General features: G+C 36.6%; 24 protein-coding genes. 15 read left to right on the forward strand and 9 right to left on the reverse strand.

Annotated features, from left to right (window positions below):
- Positions 1-12: 12 nt before the first annotated feature.
- From ABXT69_RS03940 to ABXT69_RS03965, 6 genes are all read right to left on the reverse strand, one after another.
- The gene (locus ABXT69_RS03940) at positions 13-816 is read right to left on the reverse strand and encodes a purine-nucleoside phosphorylase (protein ID WP_416679360.1); all 804 of its coding nucleotides are present in this window, start codon (positions 814-816) and stop codon (positions 13-15) included.
- A complete protein-coding gene (gene cdd / locus ABXT69_RS03945) occupies positions 816-1208 on the reverse strand; it encodes a cytidine deaminase (RefSeq protein ID WP_271556268.1) in 393 nt (130 codons plus the stop codon). The genes ABXT69_RS03940 and cdd overlap by 1 nt, the downstream gene beginning before the upstream one ends.
- Positions 1209-1210: 2 nt before the next feature.
- A complete protein-coding gene (locus ABXT69_RS03950; protein WP_271556266.1) occupies positions 1211-2185 on the reverse strand; it encodes an ABC transporter permease in 975 nt (324 codons plus the stop codon).
- Positions 2182-3282 (reverse strand): ABC transporter permease, encoded by a 1101-nt coding sequence (locus ABXT69_RS03955; protein ID WP_271556264.1) that lies wholly within the window; start codon positions 3280-3282, stop codon positions 2182-2184. Before ABXT69_RS03955 ends, ABXT69_RS03950 begins: the two co-directional genes overlap by 4 nt.
- Positions 3279-4835, reverse strand: coding sequence for an ABC transporter ATP-binding protein (locus ABXT69_RS03960; RefSeq protein ID WP_416679363.1), 1557 nt, complete (start codon positions 4833-4835; stop codon positions 3279-3281). Before ABXT69_RS03960 ends, ABXT69_RS03955 begins: the two co-directional genes overlap by 4 nt.
- A gap of 145 nt (positions 4836-4980) precedes the next feature.
- Complete coding sequence (locus ABXT69_RS03965; RefSeq protein ID WP_416679364.1) at positions 4981-6012, reverse strand: BMP family lipoprotein; 1032 nt, start codon at positions 6010-6012, stop codon at positions 4981-4983.
- A gap of 410 nt (positions 6013-6422) precedes the next feature.
- Between ABXT69_RS03965 and puuE the strand changes: the two genes are divergently transcribed.
- The 15 genes from puuE to ABXT69_RS04040 all read left to right on the forward strand — a co-directional run bounded on the left by puuE (position 6423) and on the right by ABXT69_RS04040 (position 22916).
- Positions 6423-7349, forward strand: a complete 927-nt coding sequence (puuE, locus tag ABXT69_RS03970; protein ID WP_416679366.1) for an allantoinase PuuE — start codon at positions 6423-6425, stop codon at positions 7347-7349.
- Positions 7350-7361: 12 nt separating this feature from the next.
- On the forward strand, positions 7362-7883 hold the full coding sequence (gene uraD / locus ABXT69_RS03975; protein ID WP_416679369.1) for a 2-oxo-4-hydroxy-4-carboxy-5-ureidoimidazoline decarboxylase: 522 nt from the start codon (positions 7362-7364) through the stop codon (positions 7881-7883).
- A complete protein-coding gene (alc, locus tag ABXT69_RS03980; RefSeq protein ID WP_416679371.1) occupies positions 7873-8871 on the forward strand; it encodes an allantoicase in 999 nt (332 codons plus the stop codon). Before uraD ends, alc begins: the two co-directional genes overlap by 11 nt.
- Positions 8872-8873: 2 nt before the next feature.
- Entirely contained in the window at positions 8874-9395 is a 522-nt protein-coding gene (locus ABXT69_RS03985) for an ureidoglycolate lyase (RefSeq protein WP_416679374.1), read from the forward strand.
- Positions 9392-10570 (forward strand): urate hydroxylase PuuD, encoded by a 1179-nt coding sequence (locus tag ABXT69_RS03990; RefSeq protein WP_416679377.1) that lies wholly within the window; start codon positions 9392-9394, stop codon positions 10568-10570. The genes ABXT69_RS03985 and ABXT69_RS03990 overlap by 4 nt, the downstream gene beginning before the upstream one ends.
- Positions 10567-11880, forward strand: a complete 1314-nt coding sequence (gene guaD, locus ABXT69_RS03995) for a guanine deaminase (protein ID WP_416679380.1) — start codon at positions 10567-10569, stop codon at positions 11878-11880. Before ABXT69_RS03990 ends, guaD begins: the two co-directional genes overlap by 4 nt.
- Positions 11881-11890: 10 nt before the next feature.
- Positions 11891-12235 carry a hydroxyisourate hydrolase gene (gene uraH, locus ABXT69_RS04000; protein WP_416679382.1) on the forward strand — a complete coding sequence of 115 codons (345 nt, stop codon included), beginning with the start codon at positions 11891-11893 and terminating at the stop codon, positions 12233-12235.
- Positions 12235-13713 (forward strand): xanthine dehydrogenase small subunit, encoded by a 1479-nt coding sequence (xdhA, locus tag ABXT69_RS04005; protein WP_416679383.1) that lies wholly within the window; start codon positions 12235-12237, stop codon positions 13711-13713. The genes uraH and xdhA overlap by 1 nt, the downstream gene beginning before the upstream one ends.
- A gap of 96 nt (positions 13714-13809) precedes the next feature.
- On the forward strand, positions 13810-16047 hold the full coding sequence (xdhB, locus tag ABXT69_RS04010) for a xanthine dehydrogenase molybdopterin binding subunit (protein ID WP_416679385.1): 2238 nt from the start codon (positions 13810-13812) through the stop codon (positions 16045-16047).
- Positions 16048-16053: 6 nt separating this feature from the next.
- A complete protein-coding gene (locus tag ABXT69_RS04015) occupies positions 16054-17136 on the forward strand; it encodes an XdhC family protein (RefSeq protein ID WP_416679387.1) in 1083 nt (360 codons plus the stop codon).
- Complete coding sequence (locus ABXT69_RS04020; protein ID WP_416679388.1) at positions 17133-18671, forward strand: ABC transporter ATP-binding protein; 1539 nt, start codon at positions 17133-17135, stop codon at positions 18669-18671. Before ABXT69_RS04015 ends, ABXT69_RS04020 begins: the two co-directional genes overlap by 4 nt.
- Positions 18664-19734: an ABC transporter permease gene (locus ABXT69_RS04025; RefSeq protein WP_416679391.1), complete on the forward strand. Its 1071-nt coding sequence runs from the start codon at positions 18664-18666 to the stop codon at positions 19732-19734. The genes ABXT69_RS04020 and ABXT69_RS04025 overlap by 8 nt, the downstream gene beginning before the upstream one ends.
- A 5-nt stretch (positions 19735-19739) precedes the next feature.
- The gene (locus ABXT69_RS04030) at positions 19740-20669 is read left to right on the forward strand and encodes an ABC transporter permease (RefSeq protein ID WP_416679393.1); all 930 of its coding nucleotides are present in this window, start codon (positions 19740-19742) and stop codon (positions 20667-20669) included.
- 72 nt (positions 20670-20741) lie between these two features.
- Positions 20742-21827, forward strand: a complete 1086-nt coding sequence (locus tag ABXT69_RS04035) for a BMP family ABC transporter substrate-binding protein (RefSeq protein WP_416679396.1) — start codon at positions 20742-20744, stop codon at positions 21825-21827.
- Positions 21828-21902: 75 nt separating this feature from the next.
- Positions 21903-22916 carry an adenosine deaminase gene (locus ABXT69_RS04040; RefSeq protein ID WP_416679398.1) on the forward strand — a complete coding sequence of 338 codons (1014 nt, stop codon included), beginning with the start codon at positions 21903-21905 and terminating at the stop codon, positions 22914-22916.
- A 5-nt stretch (positions 22917-22921) separates the two neighbouring features.
- Here the strand turns inward: ABXT69_RS04040 and tatC are convergent, their stop codons facing one another.
- The 3 genes from tatC to tatA are packed head-to-tail and all read right to left on the reverse strand — an operon-like array spanning position 22922 to position 24311.
- Positions 22922-23782 (reverse strand): twin-arginine translocase subunit TatC, encoded by an 861-nt coding sequence (gene tatC, locus ABXT69_RS04045; protein WP_416679401.1) that lies wholly within the window; start codon positions 23780-23782, stop codon positions 22922-22924.
- Positions 23779-24075 carry a Sec-independent protein translocase protein TatB gene (gene tatB, locus ABXT69_RS04050; protein WP_416679403.1) on the reverse strand — a complete coding sequence of 99 codons (297 nt, stop codon included), beginning with the start codon at positions 24073-24075 and terminating at the stop codon, positions 23779-23781. The genes tatC and tatB overlap by 4 nt, the downstream gene beginning before the upstream one ends.
- Before the next feature lie 23 nt (positions 24076-24098).
- Positions 24099-24311, reverse strand: a complete 213-nt coding sequence (tatA, locus tag ABXT69_RS04055; RefSeq protein ID WP_416679406.1) for a twin-arginine translocase TatA/TatE family subunit — start codon at positions 24309-24311, stop codon at positions 24099-24101.
- Positions 24312-24389: the final 78 nt, after the last annotated feature.

Below are 24389 nucleotides of genomic sequence, written 5' to 3' on the forward strand. Positions count from 1 at the left end.
GCTTAATAAAATCTATAGACTCTTTAGGTATGAAATTAGAACTTTTTCGACAGTGTCTGCAGCCTTACTTGCAAAGGCAATTGTTTGTTCATGACTTAGTTTTGTGGCGCTCATTCCTGCTGCATAATTAGTAATAACTGAAAGAGCACATAGTGGAAGCCCTTGATGGCGAGCTAAAATAACTTCAGGAACTGTAGACATTCCTACAGCATCTGCGCCTAGGGTTTTGACAGCTTTAATTTCAGCAGGAGTTTCAAATTGCGGCCCACTAAACCATGCATAAACTCCTTCATGTAGGGTTATGTCATTCATTTTAGCTGAAGAACGCATATTATCATTTAGCTCAGGATTGTAGGCATCACTCATATCCACAAAGCGCTTATTACTTTCAGCACCAAACAAGGGAGAAACTCCCGTCATATTAATATGATCTGTTATAAGCATAACGCTTCCTGGCGATGCTTCTTTAACTAAACTTCCAGCAGCATTAGTTAGTACCAGGCTTTTGCATCCTATTGCGCTAAGAGTTTGAATGGCAACAGCCATTATGTCTGCTCTTCCGTTCTCATAATAATGAGCTCGACCTTGCATTACAACAACATTGGTATCTTCAACTTTACCAAATAAAAGTCTTCCAGCATGGCCACCAACACCGGCAACTGGAAAGCCTGGAAGTGAGTCAAAATCTAGACTAGTTATCGTATTGATATTATCACAAAACTGACCTAAGCCAGATCCAAGAATAAGACCAACTTCAGGCCTAAAGCTTGCAATTGTTTGATTTATGATATCAACACAATCATCAACTTGACTCATTACAGATGCTCCGGCCCAAAAGAATAAGGTAATAATTCAGCAAGATTCATATGGCTCTGAACTCCGCTTGGAGAGCACAGCATAATTTTTGTATTTTCATCCGAAAATTCTCTTATTCTCTGTCTACAGCCACCACAAGGTATTCCGCCTTCATCATTCTTTGTCATAACATATATTGTTTTAATTTTTTTTTCACCACCCATTACCATTGATGCAATAGCAGATGCCTCAGCACAGTTTCCAAGCGGGTAGCTAGCATTTTCAACATTACAACCTGAATAAGTATTCCCTTTGTCAGTTATTATTAAAACACCAACAGGATAGTTAGAGTAAGGGACATAGGCTTTGCTCATGGCACTTTTAGTAGCTGTAATATGACTTTCTTCACTCATACTTATAACTCCTTAATATAAGGTTGGGCAGATGCCTTAGGAGGAACTGCTTTGCCAATAAACCCTGCTAATAAAATAATAGTTAAAATATAAGGGGCTGCATCGATCAATTGAACTGGAATTTCACCAATAATAGGAAAGACAACACCTTGAAGTCTAATAGATAATGCCTGTAAAAAGGCAAATAAGAAGCATGCAGCTAAAACCTTGTATGGGTGCCACTTTCCAAAAATTAGTGCAGCTAAAGCAATAAAGCCAGCACCAGCAGTCATCTCTTTTGTGAATTGTGCAGTATATGCAGTTGAAATATAAGCGCCACCAATCCCACATAAAATACCACCAACTAATAATGCTCTGTAGCGCAGACCTTCAACTGATAATCCTGCTGTATCAACCGCTTTAGGGTTTTCTCCTACCGCTCTAAGGCGTAAACCAAATCGAGTTCGGTAAACTACCCACCAAACAATTGGAACAATCACAAAGGCTAAATAAACCAGGATATTATGACCACTAATGAGCTCCCTATAAATTACACCAATAATAGGAATATGATCAATAATATCGACTCCAGGAAGGGTAATAGAAAGAAATCTTTCGTCGTTTTGAAGGGTTGGCGTAATGCCGCCTCTTTTAAACCAGGCTAACGTTAGAATCATTGTCAGTCCAGATGCTAAGATATTTATTGCAACTCCACTAACAATCTGATTACCTTTATAGGTAATGGATGCAAAGCCATGAATCATTGCTAATACAGAGGATGCGAACATACCTGCAATTAAACCAAGCCATGGTGAGCCAAAAACGCTTGCTGCACTTGCAGCAATAAAGGCTGACATCAAAAGCTTTCCTTCCAAACCAATATCTACAACACCTGATCGCTCAGCAAACAAGCCAGCCATGGAAGCAAAAATAAGTGGAACACAGATTCTAACTGAGGCGTCAAATGTCAATACAGTAGTTAAAAAGAAGTCGCTCATTCTGATGCCTCAACTGGTGCTAAATAGCGCATTAAAACAGGCCTATATAAATACTCTAAGCCACCACAAAACAAGATGACTAAGCCTTGCATAACAACAACAATGTCCCTTGATACGTTTTGTAATTCAAAGTCTAATTCTGCACCGCCCTGATAAAGTATTCCAAACAAGAAAGCTGCAATAAGAATACCAACTGGATGATTGCGGCCCATTAAGGCAACCGCGATACCACCAAATCCATAACCATAATTAAAATTTAAGAATAGGCGGTGCTGAACTCCCATAAGTTCATTGATGCCAACTAAGCCGGCCAGTGCTCCCGAAATACACATGGTTACAACAATAATTTTTTTTGGATTAATTCCACTATAAATTGCAGCTTCATTGCTTTTTCCTGCAGCTCGAATTGCAAAGCCCCATCTAGTATGCCATAGGAAAAACCAGACTACAGCTGAGAAAAATAACGCAACAAATATCGACATATTAAGGGGTGACCTTGTAACTTCATAACCAAAATTTGCTAATACATCATGCACAAAAGGGATCCATGAGGCTTCAATAAAGTCACCACTTTCTGGCGACATCTCGCCAACCTCACGAAGCACATTGACCAAGACATAAACCATTAATGAGGAGGCTATAAAGTTAAACATTATGGTAGTTATAACAATGTGGCTTCCACGATAAGCCTGTAAGTAAGCAGGAATGATTGCCCATAATGCTCCAAACAACAAGCCTCCTGAGATAGCCAAAGGAATGACAATCCATGCGCTAAGGGCAGGATTCATATATAAGGCAACTAACGCAGTTCCAAGACCTCCAACATATGCCTGCCCCTCGCCTCCAATATTAAATAATCCAGCGTGAAATGCAACTGCTACAGCAAGGCCAGTAAAGACAAAGTTTGTCGCGTAATACAGAGTGTAACCAAGACCTTCATCGTAACCAAGTGCACCATAGATTAATATCTTGGTTGCCTCTATTGGATCGACTCCTATAAATAGAAAAACAATACCGGTAGCTATAAATGCAGTTAAAACATTAAAGAGAGGCAGCAATAAGCCATTTATCCATGATAATCGTCTATCACGTGTCATACTTCAACTCCCTTGACTTCTGCTGGAGATTCAAGCGCATTGGCCATCATCATGCCGAGTGTTGCTTCATCTGCATCTGCACCATTAACAGTACCAGTAATTACTCCATCACACATCACTATTATTCTGTCACTAAGAGACATGATTTCCTCTAGCTCAACAGAAATTAGGACAATAGCTTTGCCAGCATCTCTCATTTGAATAATGCGTTTTCTAATAAACTCAATAGCACCTATATCAACACCACGTGTAGGTTGACCAATAATTAAAACTTCTGGGTCACGTTCAAATTCTCTTGCTAGAATAAGTTTTTGTTGATTGCCCCCTGAAAAGTTTGAGGACATCAAGTTTGGATTTGGTGGACGGACATCAAAGGCCTCCATTATGGAAGCACAATTAGCCTTAACTAGTGATTTTTTTAGCCAAATTCCTTGATTTAGATCCTTATCATTTTGGTATCCCATTAGGGCGGTTTCGCTAGCACTAAATTCAGCAATCATACCCATTTTTTGACGATCCTCAGGGACATGAGCAACACCAAGATTTCGTAATTGCTCAGGATTAAGTCGACTTTTTGGGGATATGGTTTCACCCATGATTTCGATAGTGCCTTTTGTTAATGGGAGTATTCCAGCTAATGCTTTTAGAAGTGTTCCCTGACCATTGCCGGTGACGCCTGCAATTCCGAGAATTTCACCAGAGCAAGCCTCAAAGCTCACTTCTGATACGCGCTTTAATCCTTGTTCATTATTTATTTCGAGATTTTTTGCAACTAAAAGGGGCTTACCAATTTTTGCTTTAGACTTCTTAATATTTAGTAGTACTTTTCTTCCAATCATCAACTCTGCAAGTTCTTCAGGGTTGGTTTTACTTGTCTCTCTGTGGGCTACCATCTTGCCCGCTCTCATGACCGATACATGGTCTGTGATATTCATAATTTCTCGAAGCTTGTGAGTAATTAATATAATCGTAACACCTTCATTCTTAAGAGCTTCAAATATACGAAATAACTCATCAGACTCTTGAGGCGTTAAGACTCCTGTGGGTTCATCAAGTATTAAAACCTTTGCGCCCTTATAAAGGCCCTTTAAGATTTCGACTCTTTGCTGCATTCCAACAGAGAGCTCTTCTACGGCGATATCTAGTTCAACTTCCAATCCATATTCTTTAGCAAGTCTAGTCAGCTCAATTCGAGCATTTGCTAGGCTTTCTGTAATTAATGCACCACCCTCACTGCCAAGAATGACATTCTCAAGAACGGTAAAATTCTCAACCAGCATGAAATGTTGGTGAACCATTCCAATTCCTGCTTCAATTGATTGTTTTGAGCTGGTAGCTCTAAAGTCTTTATCAAAGACTTTAATTTGTCCAGAGTCTGCCTGATAAAAGCCGTACAAGATACTCATTAGAGTGGATTTACCCGCTCCATTCTCACCAACAATACCGTGTATTGTTCCAGTTTTAACGCTTAGATTGACCTTATCATTTGCATGCACAGCACCAAAATGTTTGTCAACATTTATCAGTTCAATGGCAATGTTTGACTTAGTCATAGATAATATTTATATAAAAATATGTAATTATTATAGTTGTATGAATTTGTAACTTTAATATATAGTTTTATAAAAATACATATTAAAGTTTAAAAAAAAACATCCGGCCCTAGAGCCGGATGTTTTTAAGAATAAAAACTGCTTCTTATAAAGGGCAGGTATTATCACTCATATAGTCATGGACCACAATAGAGCCATCAATAATTCCAGCTCTTGCAGTTTCAACTGCGGCAAGCATTTCAGCAGAAACTAGATCTGCATTGTACTCATCCATTGCAGCGCCAACACCGTCTTCAGCCACACCGTTCACTTTAAAACCAGCTTCCCAAGTGCCGTTCATAGCAGCTTCGAAACTCTCGTAAGCAGCTAATCCAACTTTCTTATACATAGAAGTAAGCATTGTTCCAGGTTGAATGTAGTTTTGGTTAGAGTCTACACCAATTGCTAATACACCCATGTCTGCAGCAGTTTGATAAACACCCATTCCAGTTCCACCAGCAGCAGCATAAACTACGTCAGCACCATTTTCAACTTGGCTACGAGTAATTTCACCACCTTTAGTTGGGTTACCCCAAGCAGCTGGAGTTGATCCAGTCATCTGAGCTATTACAGTCATTGAGCTGTCTTGATGAGCAACACCTTGCTTATAACCACACTCAAAGCGACTAATTAATGGAATATCCATACCACCAACAAAGCCTACAGTGCCTGTGCTTGATGCCATAGCAGCCATAATACCAACAAGGAATGACCCTTCTTGTTCTTTAAAAACAACATTTTGAACGTTTGGAGCATCTACAACACCATCAATAATAGTGAACTGAGTATCAGGATACTCTGCAGCGGCTGCAGCAACAGCATTTGCCATAGTGAAACCTACAGCTACAACTGGGCTATATCCACGTTGTGCAAACTTCTTAAGACTTTGCTCCATCATAGCTTCATTAGTAGGCTCTAGCTCAGTAACAGCAATACCAGTATCATTAGCAAATCTCATGATGCCGTTATAGACCGCCTCGTTAAAAGACTTGTCATTCTTACCAGCAGTATCATAAACTACAGCAGGCTTAATGTCAGCTTGAGCAATTGACGCTGATAAAGCAATTGTTGTAGCTATTATTGCTAGACCAGTTTTTTTGATAAATCCACCAAAATGTGAATGTTTCGTGTTTTTCATTGTGTACTTCTCCTTAGTTGTTAATCTTAATTTTTCAATAGAACAAAAACCATCATAAAAATAAAGATAGTCTAAAAATATCTTTGTTGTTAACTCAAGCTTTGTATTAAAAGTATATAGGAATAAAATCTCAAGTTGTTAATATTCTATTCTCGATGATGTCCTTTGTCAAAAATATTTCAATGTATTTTCAATCTATTTCTTATAGCTCTAATAATTAACTATATAGTTTGAGTATTCTTGAATATACAAGTAGAAATAATCATTTTTAAATTCATTGTGAAAAATAATTGTTTACAATAATTATTAATACATTTATGCATATAATTAAATAATTATTTAAATACCAAATCTATGAGTATTTTGCTTAAAAATAATAGTTGTAGTCAAATACTTAGCTAAAAATTATTATGAATAAAAAAATCATTCAAAGCCTTAAAAGCTATCCCCGAAATATGGTGGGCTATGGGAGGGATTCAATCCACCCCAAATGGCCAAATAAAGCCCGTATTGCAGTTCAATTTGTGTTGAATTATGAAGAAGGTGCGGAAAACTCAATTTTGCATGGCGACAATGCATCAGAAGCTTTCCTTTCAGAGATTGTTGGTGCTAAGGCTTATGAAGGCGTTAGGCATATGAGTATGGAGTCCATTTATGAGTATGGCTCAAGAGCAGGAGTTTGGAGAATATTAAACCTTTTTAAAGAATTCGATGTTCCAGTAACTATCTTTGCAGTGGCTCTTGCAATTGCTCGTAATCGAGAACTTGCAGATTATTTGGTAGAACAAAATTATGATATTTGTGCGCATGGATTTAGATGGATAGATTATCAATTTGTTGATGAAAAAACAGAGCGAGAGCATATTAAAGACTGTATTTCTGTTTTGACAGAATACTTAGGAAAAAGGCCAGAAGGATGGTACACCGGAAGAAATAGTCCAAATACAAGAAGGCTGATTGTGGAAGAGGGAGGGTTTCTTTATGATAGTGACACATATGACGATGACTTGCCTTACTGGTCAAATGAATTTGGTGCTGAAAAAAAGCATTTAATTATTCCCTATACTCTCGATGTAAATGATATGAGGTTTGCTTCACCACAGGGGTTTAATTCTGGAGACCAATTCTTTAACTATTTAAAGGATACTTTTGATGCTTTATATCTTGAAGGAGAGGTAAGTCCAAAAATGATGTCAGTTGGAATGCATGCGAGAATATTAGGACGCCCTGGAAGAATTATGGCTATGAGAAGATTTTTAGAGTATGTTAAAACTTTTGATAATGTTTGGCTTTGCTCGCGCAGAGAAATTGCTGATCATTGGTATAAGAACTTTTAGAAAGGGTAAGAGATGGAATTACCAGTAAATTTAGCGCAACAATCTGCAGAAGCCTTTTTAAAAACTTTTGAAAACTTGTATGAGCATACTCCTTGGTTTGTAGAAAAATCGTTACCTCTGGTTTTAGCTGATAAAAAATATAATAGTTTAGAAAAATTTCATGAGTTACTTTCAAATATAATGCTGAATGCAGATTCTGACTTACAGGATAACTTGATAGTCGCTCATCCAACCTTGGCAGGCAAAAAAGCCCAAAATAACGAACTTACTGATTTCTCAACTACTGAACAAAAATCTGCTGGATTAAGTGATTGCTCTGACTCTGAAATTGAGCTTTTTGAGGAGCTTAATAGGGAGTACTTTGCTAAATTTGACTTCCCCTTTATTATGGCAGTTAAAGAAAAAAATAAATCTGACATCATTTTGCAGTTCAAAGAGCGAATAGAAAATTCAAAAAATCAAGAAAGATCAAATGCTCTAGATGAGATTAATAAAATAGCGTGGCTAAGAATCAAGGAGATTTATGGAGTCTGATAACCAGATTGATGTTGCTAGTTCAAGTTTTGGTACTAAAGTTGTTTATTGTAGTGATGAATTTTTTGCAGACTCAGGCCGTATGCTTAAATCAAGTGAGCCTGTTTGGATTGAAGACAAATACGATATAAATGGTAAGTGGATGGATGGCTGGGAGAGTCGAAGACGGCGAGATGGGAAAAATGACTTTTGTTTTATTAGGTTAGGCGCTGAATCTATTATTAATAGCTTTAATATTGATACAACTCACTTTACTGGGAATTTTGCACCTGGAATTTCTGTTCAAGGTTGCTCTGTGCCAGGAGGAACTACTGATGACTTAGTTGTTGATGGTACTGCTGTTACAGAATGGTTTGATCTTGTTACCAAAGAATCCCTAGAGGGTGACTCAAAAAATTTATTTAATAGTGCTTCATCAAAGCCAATTACGCATTTAAAAATTACATTACTTCCAGATGGTGGGATTGCTCGTTTCAGGGCTTATGGTGAGATATGGGTTGATGAGAAGAAATATGAAATTAATGGCACGAACGTAATATCCAAAAAAAGTGGTGCGAAAGCGATCTTTGCAAATGATGAACACTTCGGAAGTTTAAGTAATGTTTTAGAAGAGCATGAACCTTTGAGTATGGCTGATGGTTGGGAAACAAGGCGACGAAGAAAGCCTGGAAATGACTGGGGAATTATTGCCCTCTCTAAGCCCGCAACTGCTGAGGAAGTTTTTGTTGATACGAAATTTTTTAAAGGTAATTTTCCAGATACTTTCTCAATATCAACTTCCAATTCACCAGACGAAGATGATAAAACTTTGAAAGAAAATAGTAAGACCTGGAATAAACTTATTGAAGGAAAAAAATTAAAGATAAACCAAATGCATGTTTTTAAAGGTTCGGACATACTTCATAATGATGTGTTTACTCATATCCGTGTCGATATATATCCAGATGGCGGCATTGCCAGGCTAAAACTTATTGGAAAATTTACCTAGATATGAATACTTTAAAACTAACTCCTGAGGTTCTAACTGTAGATAATTTTCAACTATTTGGCGAAGTGTTTAGTACTGAAAATAAAGAATCTATTACTATTAATGATGGTTTTGCATCCAAGTTTCCTGATATTGTAAAATTAGATACTAAGGAGGCAGAGGGGGAAACAAGTGTCCATATTTTTGTTGCTAAGAAGAGGCAGTTTCCTCTTCAAATTACTATGCTCGAGAATCATCCTTTTTTTAGTCAGACATTTATTCCAAAAAATAACACGCCATTTATAGTTGTTGTCGCGCCTCCATCACAGGAACCTGTAATTGAAAATATTAAGGCTTTTATTACTGATGGTGATCAAGGTATTAGTTATTCAAGAGGAGTTTGGCACTTTCCTTTAATTAGTTTAAAAGATAACGCTCAATTCGTTGTGATAGATAGGAAATACAATAGTGACAAAGACAGTATGAAGCAGTGCAATGTTAGTAAAATTGAAGATGTTAGTATTTATGTGGAGCTCAGCTTATGATGCAAATATATCTAATGGACTGGCTCAGTCTAGTTTTGAAATTACTCCATATAATTGCAGGCATAGCCTGGATTGGTGCTTCCTTTTATTTTAATTGGCTTGAAAATAAACTTGACCGATTAAATAATAGAGACGAGATAGCTGGCAACTTATGGGCAGTTCACGGCGGCGGCTTTTATCATTTAGAAAAATATAAGAAATATCCTCAAACCCTTCCAGAACCTTTGCACTGGTTTAAGTGGGAAGCTTACGTTACTTGGCTTTCTGGAATTTCACTGCTTTCAGTTATCTATTATTTTAATGCTAGCACTTATCTGTTAGCTTCCAATAGCTCAATATCTGCATTATATGGCGTTGGTTTAAGTCTCTTAGGGTTGATACTTTTTTGGCTTATCTATGATCTTTTATGTAAGTCAAAGTTGGTAACTAAATCCGCAATTTTTTTAGCTATTATTTTTATAGTAATTGCATTGTTTGCATATTTTTATAGCAATATTTTTAATCCTAGAGCAGTTTATATGCAAATTGGCTCAATGATTGGAACGGTAATGGTTGCTAATGTTTTCTTTGTAATTATTCCAGTTCAAAAAAAATTAGTTGATGCTTGTGAAAACTCTACTGAAGTTAGTTTAGAGCTGGGAAAAATAGGTTATCTCCGCTCTCGTCATAACAATTACTTTACCTTACCCGTTTTATTTATGATGATAAGTGGCCATTACCCTACAATTTATAGCGGAGATTATGGCTGGTTAATATTAATGGCTGTTATTGGGATTTTGGTAATGGTTCGCCACTACTTTAATTTAAGAGGAGTTGGTAAAGCTAAAAATAGTCTAATCGCCATTATAGTTATCTCAACCTTTGCCTTGATTTATGCTCTAGCGCCATCACCAATTAAGATGCAAGATAATAGCCAAGAGATCGTAACTATTGCTGAGGCCCAAGCCATCATTGAAAAACATTGCGTGAGTTGTCATGCTGCGGAGCCTTCAAACAAAGCCTTTGCGATTGCGCCTAATGGGATTATGTTGGATACTAAAGAAAAAATTATTGCCCATAAGAATCAGATATATCAGCAGTCTGTTTTATCTAAAGCAATGCCCTTAATTAACAATACAAATATGACCGATGAAGAGAGAGCGAAATTAGGGATTTGGATTGAGGCAAATCAGTGAGCGAATACAACCATTATCGAGGAGCAATTTACCACTGCACTGAAAGTAATGGGGTGCTAGAGCCAAACTATTTTGTTGATGGCCTTATGGTTGTTGATAATGATTCTGGAAGTATCATTGAGGTTGGAGACTTCAATCAAATTTCTTCAAAGTGGCCAAACGCTAAGTCATCTACTCACTTTAAGGATAGTTTAATAATGCCTGGCTTCATTGACACTCATGTGCATTATCCTCAATATAAAGTTATAGCCTCCTATGGAGCAAGCCTTATAGACTGGCTTAATAAGTATACATTTATTGAAGAGCAAAAGTTTTCAGATGAGACTTATGCCGCTAAGGTTGCAGATTTGTTTCTTGATGAGCTTATTAAAAATGGTACTACAACAGCAATGACTTTTTGTACCTCACACAAACAATCTGTAGATATTTTTTTTACGGCAGCAGAAAAGTTGAAGCTTAGGATGGTGGCCGGTAAAGTTATGATGGATAGAAATGCACCAGAGGCTCTTTGTGATAGTGTGGATGGTAGTTATTTTGATTCGAAAGAGCTTATTGAAAAATGGCACAATAGAGGGCGAATGAGTTACGCCGTTACGCCTAGATTTGCTCCTACATCTTCTTCTGAGCAATTAGTACAGGCTGCTAATTTATTAGAAGAGTATTCAGATAATAATGGAAATAAAGGCGTTCTTTTGCAAACTCATCTTAATGAAAATATTGATGAAATTGGCTGGGTAAAGGAGCTTTTTCCAGACTCAAAAAACTACTTTGATGTCTATGATAATTTCAATCTATCAGGACCTAATTCAGTTTTTGGTCATTGTATTTATAATACTGATGAAGAATATAAACGTATTGCTGATTCAGGTTCTAAGGTAGCACTATGTCCAAGATCCAATCTATTCCTTGGAAGCGGTCTATTTGAACTTGATAAATTAGAGGCTTTTGGAATAGGTGCTGCACTTGCATCAGATGTTGGCGGCGGTGACAGCTTTTCAATGTTTCAGGTAATGAATGAAGCTTACAAAATATGTCGACTAAATAATTATAATTTAGATCCTGTTAAAGCTTTTTATCTGACAACTCTAGCTGCAGCAAAAGTACTTGATATGGATAATCGTATTGGTAACTTTGAGCGTAATAAGGAGGCAGACTTTATTGTTATTGATTTAAAGGCAACAGAATTAATAAAAAATAAACTCGAAACCTCAGATGATATTAACGATATATTATTTAATTTAATGACTTTAGGTGATGATAGACTAATTAAAGAGGTTTATATTTTAGGTCAAAATATTTACCAAAAATAAGGAAGGCATAATGGGACAACTTACAACACATATATTAGATACCTCTGCAGGAGTTCCTGCAAGTGGTGTAGCGATAAATTTATATCGAAGAGATGGTACAAATTCAGTACATCTTAAATCAATAAAAACGAACTTAGATGGCCGCTGTGATAAACCTTTGTTGTCAGAAGAAGAATTTGATGAGGGTTGTTATGAGCTTGAATTCATAGTGGATGATTATTATGAAGCTAAAAATATTAAGTGCCCTTTTTTAAAAGATGTCATTATTCGTTTCTATATTAGTGAAAAGAGTGAAAACTACCATGTACCTCTTTTAATTTCCCCTTATAGTTATTCAACCTATCGAGGAAGCTAATGTATTTTTTGCTGAATCAAAACTCTACGCCAACAGATCTTGGCGCAATAAATCCAAATACTACTGTCCTAGAGTGGTTAAGAAATAATCAGCTTGTTGGAACTAAGGAGGGCTGCGCTTCTGGAGATTGCGGCGCTTGTACTGCAGTTATTGGTGAGATTGTTACTAATAATAAGTCTAGTAAGGTTGAGTATAAAAGTATAAATACATGCATGGCATTGGCTTATGGACTAGCTGGCAAACATTTAGTTACTGTTGAGGGGTTGGCTGAGGAGGGCAAGCTACATCCTTCTCAAAAAGCAATGGTGCTAGAAAACGGTTCACAGTGTGGCTTTTGCACGCCTGGCTTTGTTATGTCGTTATTTGCCTTATATCAAAATAAAAATTCAGTAGATCTGCATCAAATAAACGAAACTCTATCCGGTAACTTGTGCAGGTGCACTGGCTATAAACCTATAATTGCAGCTGCATTTTCAATGTTTAATGAGAAAAGTGACGAACCCTTAGACTACTATAAAAAAAATCAGAAGAATATTACTAAGATTTTAGGAGAATTAAATAATCCTAAGCACATAAGTTTAAGTTATAAAAAGAGTAATAAAACAATTAAATATGATGCTCCCTCAACGATAAATGAGCTCTCTAATGTTCTAATTAATAGCACTTCAGCAAATATTATTGCCGCAGGAACTGATCTCAGCCTAGAGATTACTCAATCAATGAAAGAGTTTTCACATATCGTTAGCGTTAATCAAGTTATTGAATTAAAGGAGATTAAAGATAACGCTAAAGAATTAGAGATTGGAGCTGCTGTAAGTTATGAGGATGCCGCCTCTAGTCTTATAAGTAACTGGCCTGACTTAGGTCCTTTTTTGCAACGCTTTGCCTCTTTACCCATAAAGAATTGGGCGACTATTGGAGGCAACATTGCTAATGCTTCACCTATAGGAGATATGCCCCCAGTCTTAATTGCTTTAGATGCAAAATTAAAGCTCAGAAAAGGCCCTGTTAGCAGAACTATTAATTTAGAAGATTTTTTTATTACCTATAAAAAAACTGTTATTCAGCAAGGTGAATTTATTGAAAGTATTATCATTCCAAAGCCTAATGAAAATCAGCGTCTTATTACTCATAAAATGTCTAAAAGATACGAGGATGATATTTCAGCTGTATGCATGGCAATAAATATTACGTCCACAAACAATAAACCAAAATCATTTAAGATCGCCTTTGGAGGGATGTCAGGAATACCTCAAAGATCAAATATACTTGAAAATTTTTTATTAAAGAATTGGCAAGAAGACAACATAGCTGCATTATCTTATAAGGTTTTGAAAGAAGAATTTTCTCCATTTACTGATGTCAGAGCAACTTCAGAATACCGATTACAAGTATCTGCAAACTTAATTAAAAAAACTATATTGATGTATCAAGATCAGCCAGTTGAAAATCTTGCAGAATATTCACAATTAAGTTAATTCAAGGAGTAAGCAAAAATTAATAAAAATATAAAAAATTCTGCTCAACTTAAGGGCTCAATAATTGGCGACTCAATTGCTCACGATAGTGCTCATATGCATGTCCAGGGAAGTGCAACTTATATTGATGACATGCCGGTCCCAAAAGGCACTCTTCATGTTGCATTTGCGTTAAGTAATGTTGCGCGTGGAAAAATAAATAAGATTGATATTACAGATGCTCTAAAAGCTGACGGCGTTCATAGTATTCTCCTGGCAAAAGATATAGAAAATCTATATATAGGAGCGATTAAACATGACGAGCCTATTTTGGCTGATAAAGAGGTTTTATTCTTTGGCCAAGCAATTGCTGCTGTCTTAGCAGATAGTCATGAGAATGCAAGAACAGCTGCGCTCTTAATCACCTCAAATGTAACGGAGCTAGAGGCTATTGTTACTATTGATCAGGCAATGGCTAAAAAAAGCTTTCTTGATGAACCACTAGAAGTCTCTATAGGAGATTCAAATAAAGCTATAGATTCATCAAAAAATAAGCTAAATGGAAGTCTATCTATTGGCGGTCAAGAGCATTATTATCTTGAGGGACAGGTTGCTCTGGCAATTCCAACAGAGGACAACGAGATGGTAGTTCATTCTTCGACTCAAAACCCTACAGAAGTCCAACATCTAGTTGCGCATGTTTTAGATGTTCCTCAAAATGCAATCGAAGTAATTACTCGGAGAATGGGTGGCGGCTTTGGTGGCAAGGAGACAGATTCATCTCAACTTGCGTGTGTTTGCGCTATATTTGCAAAGCAAACTAAACTTCCTATAAAGGCTCGGCTCTCTAGAAAAGATGATATGTTGCTCACTGGAAAGAGGCATGATTTCAAGGCAGACTATAAAGTTGGCTATAGTGGTGATGGGAAAATTTTGGGGATTGAGATAGATCTTGCAGCAAGATGTGGCTACTCACTTGATTTATCTAAAGCAATAGTTTCTAGAGCTTTATTCCATGCTGATAATACATATTTTTTGCCAAATGCTACTTTTAGGGGTTTTTTATGCAAAACAAATACCGCTTCAAACACAGCATTTAGAGGCTTTGGTGGACCTCAAGGGATGCTTGCTATAGAAAATATTATTGAAGAAATAGCCATGAATATTGGTGTTGATGCTCTTGAAATTAGAAAATTAAATTATTATCAAAAGGATACAAATAACGTAACGCCTTACGATCAAGTTGTCGAAGATAATATTATTAATGAGCTCTCTAGTGAACTTATAGAAGACAGTAATTACTTAGTTAGAAGAAAAAATATTGAAAAGTTTAATAAAACAAGTAAATATCTTAAAAAAGGATTGGCATTTTCTCCTGTGAAATTTGGCATTTCTTTTACTACTCAATTATTAAATCAAGCCGGCGCATTGGTAAATGTATATAAAGATGGAAGTATATATATTAATCATGGAGGGACTGAAATGGGCCAAGGCCTATTTATTAAAGTTGCGCAGGTTGTTGCTAATGAGTTTGGTGTTAATCTAGAGCGAGTAAAGGTCTCAGCTACTTCTACTGCTAAAGTTCCAAATACATCACCAACTGCAGCATCTTCTGGTTCAGATTTAAATGGTATGGCTGCCAGAGAGGCATGCTTAAGAATTAAGAGAAATTTAACTACTTTTGCGAAAGATTTCTATGGCGAAGGTAATAGTGATATTGAGTTTAAAGACTCTTTTGTTATTATTGGTAAGAAAAAGATAGCGTTTGATGAATTTGTGTCAACAGCATATTTAAATCGAGTAGAACTTTTTAGTAATGGTTTTTATAAAACACCAAAAATTTTCTTTGATGCTGTTAAACAAAAAGGCCATCCTTTTTACTATTATTCATATGGTGCCTGCGTTAGTGAAGTTGTAGTTGATTGTTTGACTGGTGAGTATAAGTTGTTAGCAGTTGATATTTTGCATGATGTTGGCGCATCACTTAACCCAGCAATTGATATGGGGCAAATAGTTGGAGGATATATTCAGGGTATGGGCTGGCTCTGCTCTGAGGAGCTCAAATGGAATGATTCTGGGGCACTTTTAACGATGGGCGCATCGACCTATAAAATCCCTGCAATCGGAGATACGCCTGAGCATTTTGAGGTCAAAATTAAGCCTAATATTTCTAATCATGAAAATACAATTCATAAATCTAAAGCAGTTGGAGAGCCTCCTCTGATGCTCGCAATATCAGCTTGGCTTGCGATAAAAAATGCTATTTATAATGCAGATAATGAAATGCAAACTGGCCTAAATGCTCCTGCAACTTTTGAGCAAGTATTCTTTAATCTCAATAAGAGTCTTAAGTAATAGGTTATGAATAGTTGGTTGAAGCCAGTTAAGACGGCAAGTGCTTTAAATAATGGCTTTGTATTGTTAACAATTATTTCAACTAAGGGCTCAACCCCTTGCTCTAATGGAGATAAGATTGTCTTCTCTGGAGCTGAGTCAGTTTTTGGCAGTATTGGTGGTGGTAATTTAGAATTTAAAGCCTTATCTTTTGCCGAAGAATTATTAAGTCTTAATTCTAATGGTACTTATTTAAAAAAATATCCTCTTGGCGCCTCACTTGGGCAGTGTTGTGGAGGCTATGTAAATGTCATGTTTGAAAGTTTTATTCAGTCTGACGCAACAAATTCATGGATCGAAACAGTATCAAACTTACTTCAAGATAATGAAGATTTTATAGTTGCTACAATTGTAGATAGTAACTCTGAAATTGAATTTAGCAGTAAAAAATTTGTCTACCTAGATGGTAATTTATCTCCAAATATTGATGACAAAAAAATCTCTAGCTTGATTACAAAAAGCGCTAAAGATCTTTTGTTACTTTCTGATAGACCTACTATAGTGAAATTTGAAAATCAGTCAGGCGCTTTAACTGAAGTTTGCTTTGAAAAAGTCTTGACTAGCGAAGTTCAGCCAGTAGTCGTTTTTGGAGCTGGACATATTTCAAGAGCTCTGATGCCAATTTTAATTAACCTACCTATTAAAATTTATTGGGTTGATGATAGAGCAGAACAATTTGATAAATATCAAGGAGATACCTCTCAAATAGATATTATTTGTGATGACTTTATTCAGAGCATTCCTGACTTGCCAGACAGTAGCTATTGTCTCGTAATTACATACAGCCATCAAATTGATTTTGAGATTTGTGAAAAAATGATTATTCAAAATAACTTCAGTTATTTGGGTATGATTGGTTCAGAAATTAAGGGGAAAAAATTTAGAGATCGCTTTCATCAAAAGAATTATTCAGAGGAAGTGATCAATAAATTTATCTGTCCAATAGGAGATAAACAAAAATTCTTAAAATCACCTGCTGCAATTGCCGTAACTATTGCAATGGATTTAATTAACTTTATAGAGCATAAAAGACAACCTAAATCTGTATGAAATATCAATTAGAAGTATCCAATATTACTAAATCTTATGGAGATTTAAAGGCTAATGATAATGTTTCACTTAGCATAAAGGATTCAAGTATCCATGCTTTGCTCGGAGAGAATGGAGCTGGCAAGTCAACTTTGGTGAAAATCATATATGGCTCATTAACTCCAGATAGTGGTGAAATGAAGTGGGCTAATAATGAATATAGTCCTAAAAGTCCTTTTCAAGCTAGAGAAAACGGAATAGCAATGGTCTTTCAGCACTTTTCATTGTTTGAATCGTTAACTGTTGAAGATAATATAATTCTTGGGCTTGACAGTGTAGGACTAAATGAAAATTTTTCTGAACAAATAATTAAGTATTCAAAGCAATATGGTTTAGATATTAACCCACAACAAGTTGTTGGTGATCTATCAGTTGGGGCGCGCCAACGCGTTGAAATTATTCGCTGCTTAATGCAAAATCCAAAGTTACTTATTATGGATGAGCCGACTTCAGTATTAACGCCTCAAGAGGTGGCTGATCTATTTGTAACTCTTAAAAAGCTTGCAGCAGATGGCTGCGCTATCTTATATATTTCTCATAAGCTTGAAGAGGTTCGTGAAATATGCAGTGAAGCAACAATCTTAAGAGGTGGTAAATTAGTACAAAGCTGCATACCTCAGGAGCACAGCCAAAAAGAACTAGCGGAAATGATGATTGGAAAAAAACTAACAGAACTTGCTAGAACCAATATAAATGTTGGTGAAAATATTTTCTCAATCGATAATTTAAGTCGAAAGAGTGATGATATATATGGTGTCAATCTTCAAAATATAGCCTTACAGATGAAAAAAGGAAGTATTGTTGGTATAGCAGGCGTAGCTGGAAATGGCCAAGATGAGTTGATGGAGTTACTTATTGGTGAAATTTCGTCACCAAAAGCAACTTTGAATTTTAATGGTCAAGATATTGGCGCTCTAAACTCGCATGAAAGAAGACAGCTTTCTATGTTCTTTGTTCCAGAAGAAAGGCTTGGTCATGGAGCGGTGCCAGATATGTCCTTAGATGAAAATATGCTACTAAGTAGACCAGATTCAACTGAAATGACGAGCAATGATGTTATTGATTGGAAAAAAGTTGCAGTTCATTCAAAAAAAGTGATTGATACTTTTGATGTTCAGACACCTTCGAGCAAAATGTTAGCTAAATCGCTTTCTGGAGGAAATCTACAAAAGTTTATGGTTGGAAGAGAGCTTATTCAAAACCCAGAATTACTAATTGTCGCTCAGCCAACTTGGGGCGTTGATGCAGGCTCTGCTAATAATATCCATCAGGCTTTGATAGAGCTTGCCGATAAAGGCTCTGCTATATTAATTATCTCTCAGGATTTAGACGAAATATTAAGTCTGTGTGAACAAATTCATGTCCTGTCTGAAGGAAAGCTTTCTGATGCAGTAGATATGAAAAGTAATGGCTTAGAGAAGATTTCTCAGCTAATGGTTGGTAGTAAAGAAGAAATAAATTCTAAGTTAATTGTTGGAGCGAAGACTAATGCTTAGACTTATTCCAAGAGTTGAAAATTCTACAGCGATGGTTCTATTGTCACCTTTATTGGCTCTAACGCTGACTGCTCTATCTGCTTATTTAATATTTATTTTCGTTTTGGTTGATATTCCAGTCTCAAGTGTCTTCTTCACTTTATTTGTAGAGCCTTTAATTGATTCTTACTATTTTTCAGAACTGCTCGTTAAGGCAGCACCTTTGATGATTATTGGACTTGGCTTGTCAATTGGATTTAGAGCGGGTATTTGGAATATTGGCGCAGAAGGTCAATACGTCATCGGGGGAATTGCAGGCAGCGCCGTAGGGTTATATTTTTATGATGTTGAGGCTTTTTGGTTGCTCCCATTGATGACGATAGCGGGTATTTTAGGGGGTATGTTTTATGCGGGTATTGCAGCCTTTCTTCGAATTAAGTACCAGGTCAATGAAATCCTAGTAACTTTAATGTTGACTTATGTTGCCGTTTTGTTTTTAAGCGCAATGCTTCAAGGACCTCTTCGAAACCCATCAGGCTTTAATTTTCCAGAAAGTAGGATTTTTCATGATAGCGCTATGCTGCCGATTATTTGGGAAGGAACGCGACTACATATTGGTTTAATTGTTGCTATTATTCTCTCATTTGTTGCTTGGTTTGGGATCAAAAAACATATGTTTGGTATGCAAATTAAAATTTCAGGTAGCGCACCTCGTGCCGCAAAATTTGCTGGATTTGATGACAATAAAACAGTTTGGTATTCACTGCTTATATCGGGCGGACTTGCAGGTCTTGCAGGACTCTTTGAGGCAGCAGGCCCTGCTGGGCAGTTAACTCCAGGATTGCCCGCATTTTATGGCTTTACTGCAATCATTGTCGCATTCTTGGCGAGACTCCATCCTATTGGAGTTTTATTTTCAGCGCTACTAATTGCGCTTAGCTATGTTGGCGGTGAAAATGTGCAAATTGAATACAATTTACCAAGCTCGATAACTCAAATTTTTCAAGGCATGCTTTTGTTTTACTTCTTGGCCTGCGATATATTAATTAAATATAAAGTTGTATTTTTTAAAACTAAAAACTAAAGATTATGAATGAAGGCCTATTTATTAACATTATTATTGGCATAAGCATTGCTTCAGTGCCCCTTATTTTTGCTGCTATTGGTGAATTATTAGTAGAGCGCTCTGGCGTTCTAAACCTAGGGGTTGAAGGCATGATGATTGTTGGAGCGCTCCTAGGCTTTGTTGTTATGTCCCATACTCAAAACCCGTTTTTAGCAGTTCTTGCTGCAATGCTTGGCGGAATGGCCATAGCGTCCATTTTTGCTTTTTTGACTCAATTTCTACTTACCAATCAGGTCGCAACTGGACTTGCTTTAACTCTTTTTGGTTTAGGTTTTGCTGCTTTTGCGGGCAGAGGGTATACAGAGGAAACAATTCAACTTATCACGGCAGTTCCAATTCCATATTTATCTGATATTCCTTATTTAGGACCTTTACTTTTTTCGTTTAACCCACTTGTTTATTTGGCATTCTTTATGGTTTACTTGGTTTGGTGGTTTTTATTTAGGACTAAGCAGGGTTTAATATTACGCGCCATTGGCGACAATCATGATGCGGCCCATGCAATTGGTCATAACGTTGTTCGATACAGAGTAATGGCTATTTTATTTGGCGGCGCTATGGCTGGAATTGGAGGCGCATTTTTATCACTTGTGCAAGTTCCTATATGGGGAGAAGGTATGACTGCTGGAAGAGGTTGGATCGCTTTAGGTCTTGTTGTCTTCGCTTCATGGCAGCCCTTTAGGATTATATTTGGAGCGATTTTATTTGGAGGAATCACTATTCTTCAAATCCATGCACAAGGATTAAACATCAATGTGAGTGCGCAATATCTATCTATGCTTCCTTACCTAGCAACTATTGTTATTCTTGTTAGCCTTAGGATAAGATTAAAAAATAAAACAAATCGCACAGTTCCTAATTGTTTGGGTAGAATATTTCATTCAACTACTTAGTTTGTTGATTAAGATTTTTGTACGAAGTAAAAAAGTAAGAAAAATTGTTAAATAACTTAAAGGAGAATAAGTATGTCTAATCGAAGTTTGTCGAGTGTTGTGAAGCTCTCGATACTAAGCGTAGTTTTAGCATTTACGAGTAATGTTTATGCTGATCCTGTTAAAGCTGCTTTTGTATATATTGGCCCAACAGGAGACCATGGGTGGACTTTTGCACATGACCAAGGCGCAAAATATGTCAAAGAAATGATGGGTGACGACGTAATCATAACTACTGTAGAGAGTGTTGAAGAAAACTCAGATTCAGAGCGTGTTATTACGAGTCTTGCCAGAAAAAATGATATTATTTTTACAACATCATTTGGTTACATGAACCCAACAGTAAAGGTTGCGGCGCGTTATCCAGATGTTAAATTTGAACACGCAACAGGCTATATGCGTCCTACTGATAATATCTCTACTTATTCTGCGAGATTTTATGAAGGAAGACACGTTATTGGTAAGATTGCTGGAAGAATGACAGAGACTAATGTTATTGGTTATATTGCATCTTTCCCAATCCCTGAAGTAATCAGAGGAATTAACTCTGCTTACCTAGCTGCTAAGTCGGTAAATCCTGATATTGAAATCAAGATCGTTTGGGTTTATTCTTGGTACGATCCAGGTAAAGAAGCTGACGCTGCCAATGCTCTTATAGCTCAAGGTGCGGACATTCTAATGCAACACACTGATTCAACTGCTCCTATGACAGTTGCTGAAGAGAAAGGTGTCTATGCTTTTGGACAAGCTTCAAACATGCGTGAGTGGGGTAAAAATGCTCAATTAACTGGAATTATTGATGATTGGGGTCCTTATTACTTAGAGCGTGTTCAGGCTGTTAAAGATGGCACTTGGACTTCAACTGATGTCTTCCATGGAGTTGACTCAGGAATGGTTAAGTTTGCTCCTATGAATAATTCAATGCCTTTTGAAGTTAGAAATGAAGCTTCAAAAGCAATTATTGATTTGTCAATGGGCGCGATTCATCCGTTTACAGGTCCAATCAATAAGCAAGATGGTAGTGCGTGGTTAGCAGAAGGTGAAACTCCACCTAACTATCCTGACCTACTTACAATGGACTTTTATGTAGAAGGTATTGACGCTAAGTACCCTAACTAGTAAAGGTTTATTAAGTAATATTACTAATCGCGTCCTAGGCTTTGCTTAGGGCGCGATTTTTTTTAGAAAAAAATTATGTCAGAGATTTCTCACAAGTGGCTGAATGGTCTTCCAAAAATTGAACTTCATCTTCATATAGAAGGCACACTAGAGCCAGAACTATTATTTAAGCTGGCAAAGAGAAATTCAATCCAATTACCTTTTAATAGCGTCAATGAGGTAAAAAAAGCATATCAATTCTCAAATCTTCAAGATTTTCTAGATATTTATTATCAGGGCGCTGAGGTTTTGCTCCATAAGCAAGATTTTTATGACCTAACATGGGCTTACTTATTGATGTGTAGCCAGCAGAATGTGATGCATGTAGAGCCATTTTTTGACCCTCAAACGCACACTGTAAGAGGTGTTGCTTTTGAAACTATAGTAAGCGGCATTGCCGAGGCGCTAGCTGATGGGAAAGCGATGCTTGGAATAACCTCTAGATTGATTATGTGTTTCTTAAGACACCTTAGCGAGGAAAGTGCAATTGAAACTTTAAAATCTTCAGAACAATTTACCGATGTTATTTATGGTGTTGGTTTAGATAGCGCGGAGATGGGAAATCCACCGGAAAAATTTATTAATGTTTTCAGCAAAGCAAAAGGTATGGGTTATAAATTAGTTGCCCATGCAGGCGAAGAGGGTCCCGCTAGTTATATATGGAGCTCTTTGGACGTTTTAAATGTTCAAAGAATTGATCATGGAATAAGAGCAATCGATGATCCTGACCTAATGCTTCGTTTGATTGAGTCTCAAATGCCCTTAACTATTTGCCCACTATCAAATGTAAAGCTTAGAGTTTTTGATACTGTGGCGAGCCACACAATTCTTGATATGCTTGACTTAGGAGTTTGCGTAACGGTTAACTCAGATGATCCTTCTTACTTTGGAGGGTACATGACAGAAAATTTCCTTGCACTTTATGACAGTCTAGAGCTTTCAAGAGACCAGGCAATTAGGCTTATTAACAATAGTATTGATGCAAGTTTTGCTGAAGGTAGTCGAAAGAAAGAGCTTTCTAACTTGTTACAAAGGTATATTGCTGATTAGTAATACTAGTTATCTTTTTCTGGCGAACTGATTACTTTGCTGTTCATCTCAATTTCAATATCATCCATCATCTCATTGTGCGACTTATCAGACCAGTCCTTGGGTTGATTTTTTGTAGCACTCTTTTCTGGATTATTTTTACGGACTTTAAAGAAAGTGGAAAAAAATAAACCAGCTTCAAACAGAAGCCAAATAGGGATTGCAATTAGAAATTGCGAGATAATATCTGGAGGAGTTAATACCATTCCAACTACAAAGGAGCCAATGAAGATGTAAGGGCGATTTTTTTTGAGTTTTTCAGCAGTAGTCGCTCCAAAAACAATAAGAAGGATTGTCACAATTGGGACTTCAAAGGCAGCTCCAAAGGCGAATGAGACTTTCAAGATAAAATCAAGATAGTACTGAATATCAGGGGCAAAGTTAACTGATTCAGGGCCAACACTCGCTAAGAAGTTAAATATAACTGGGAATACAATATAAAAAGAAAACAGAAGGCCAACATAAAATAGTATTGTTGATGAGATGACCAAAGGCAGCACCAACCTTTTCTCATTGCGATAGAGTGCTGGGGCTATAAACATCCATAGCTGATACAGCAAGTAGGGCATTGCAATATAGATGGCCAGTATCAATGACATCTTTAAGGGCGTTAAAAAAGGAGAGATTACACCAATTGCAATTAGATTGGAGCCTGGTATTGCTTGAACAATTGGCGCCGCTATGAAGGTGTATATTTCATCAGCAAATGGGAATAATATTAGGAAAAAAATAACTATTGCAGTAACTGAATGAAGTAGTGATCGCCTAAGTTCAATTAAATGTTCGACTAAGGGTAGTTTTTTAGATGCCTCATTATCTATAGTCATAACTTTGAATCATCCTGCTGAGCATCATTTTGATTAAAAAGGTCAACACTTGATTTGGCTTCATTGGTAATGTCAGAGATTATTGATTTTTCATCAGCCATAGACAAGTGATCTTTAAGTTCATCTGTCTTTAGCTCTTCATTTATATCTGCTTTAACTTTGTTGAGGAACTTATTAAGCTTACCCATAATAACACCGGCTTTTCTTGCCAGTGCTGGCAATCTTTCAGGGCCGACTACGATAAGGGTAATAACACCAATAATGGCAATCTCCCAGAAACCAAAATCAAACATATCGCTTTATAAAAAACTGGTTTTTAGGATTTTTTATCAGAGCTTTCATCATCAGCTTCAACTTTAGCTTCAATAATATCTTCTTTCTTTTCGGCATCAGTATCTTTCATAGATGACTTGAAGCCTTTAATTGCGCCTCCAACTTCATTACCAATATTTTTAAGACGTTTGCCGCCAAAAATAAGTAACACAATAACTAAAATAATAATTAGTTCGAATGGTCCTGGCATTCCCATATTTTTTCTCCTAAATAATTAATAAAGCTAAGTTTATTTTTTAAAAATAGTTACAGAGTCTTTGATTGTTTATATAAG

This window comes from Candidatus Pseudothioglobus sp. Uisw_016 (assembly GCF_048087635.1).
Taxonomy (GTDB): Bacteria; Pseudomonadota; Gammaproteobacteria; order PS1; family Pseudothioglobaceae; genus Pseudothioglobus.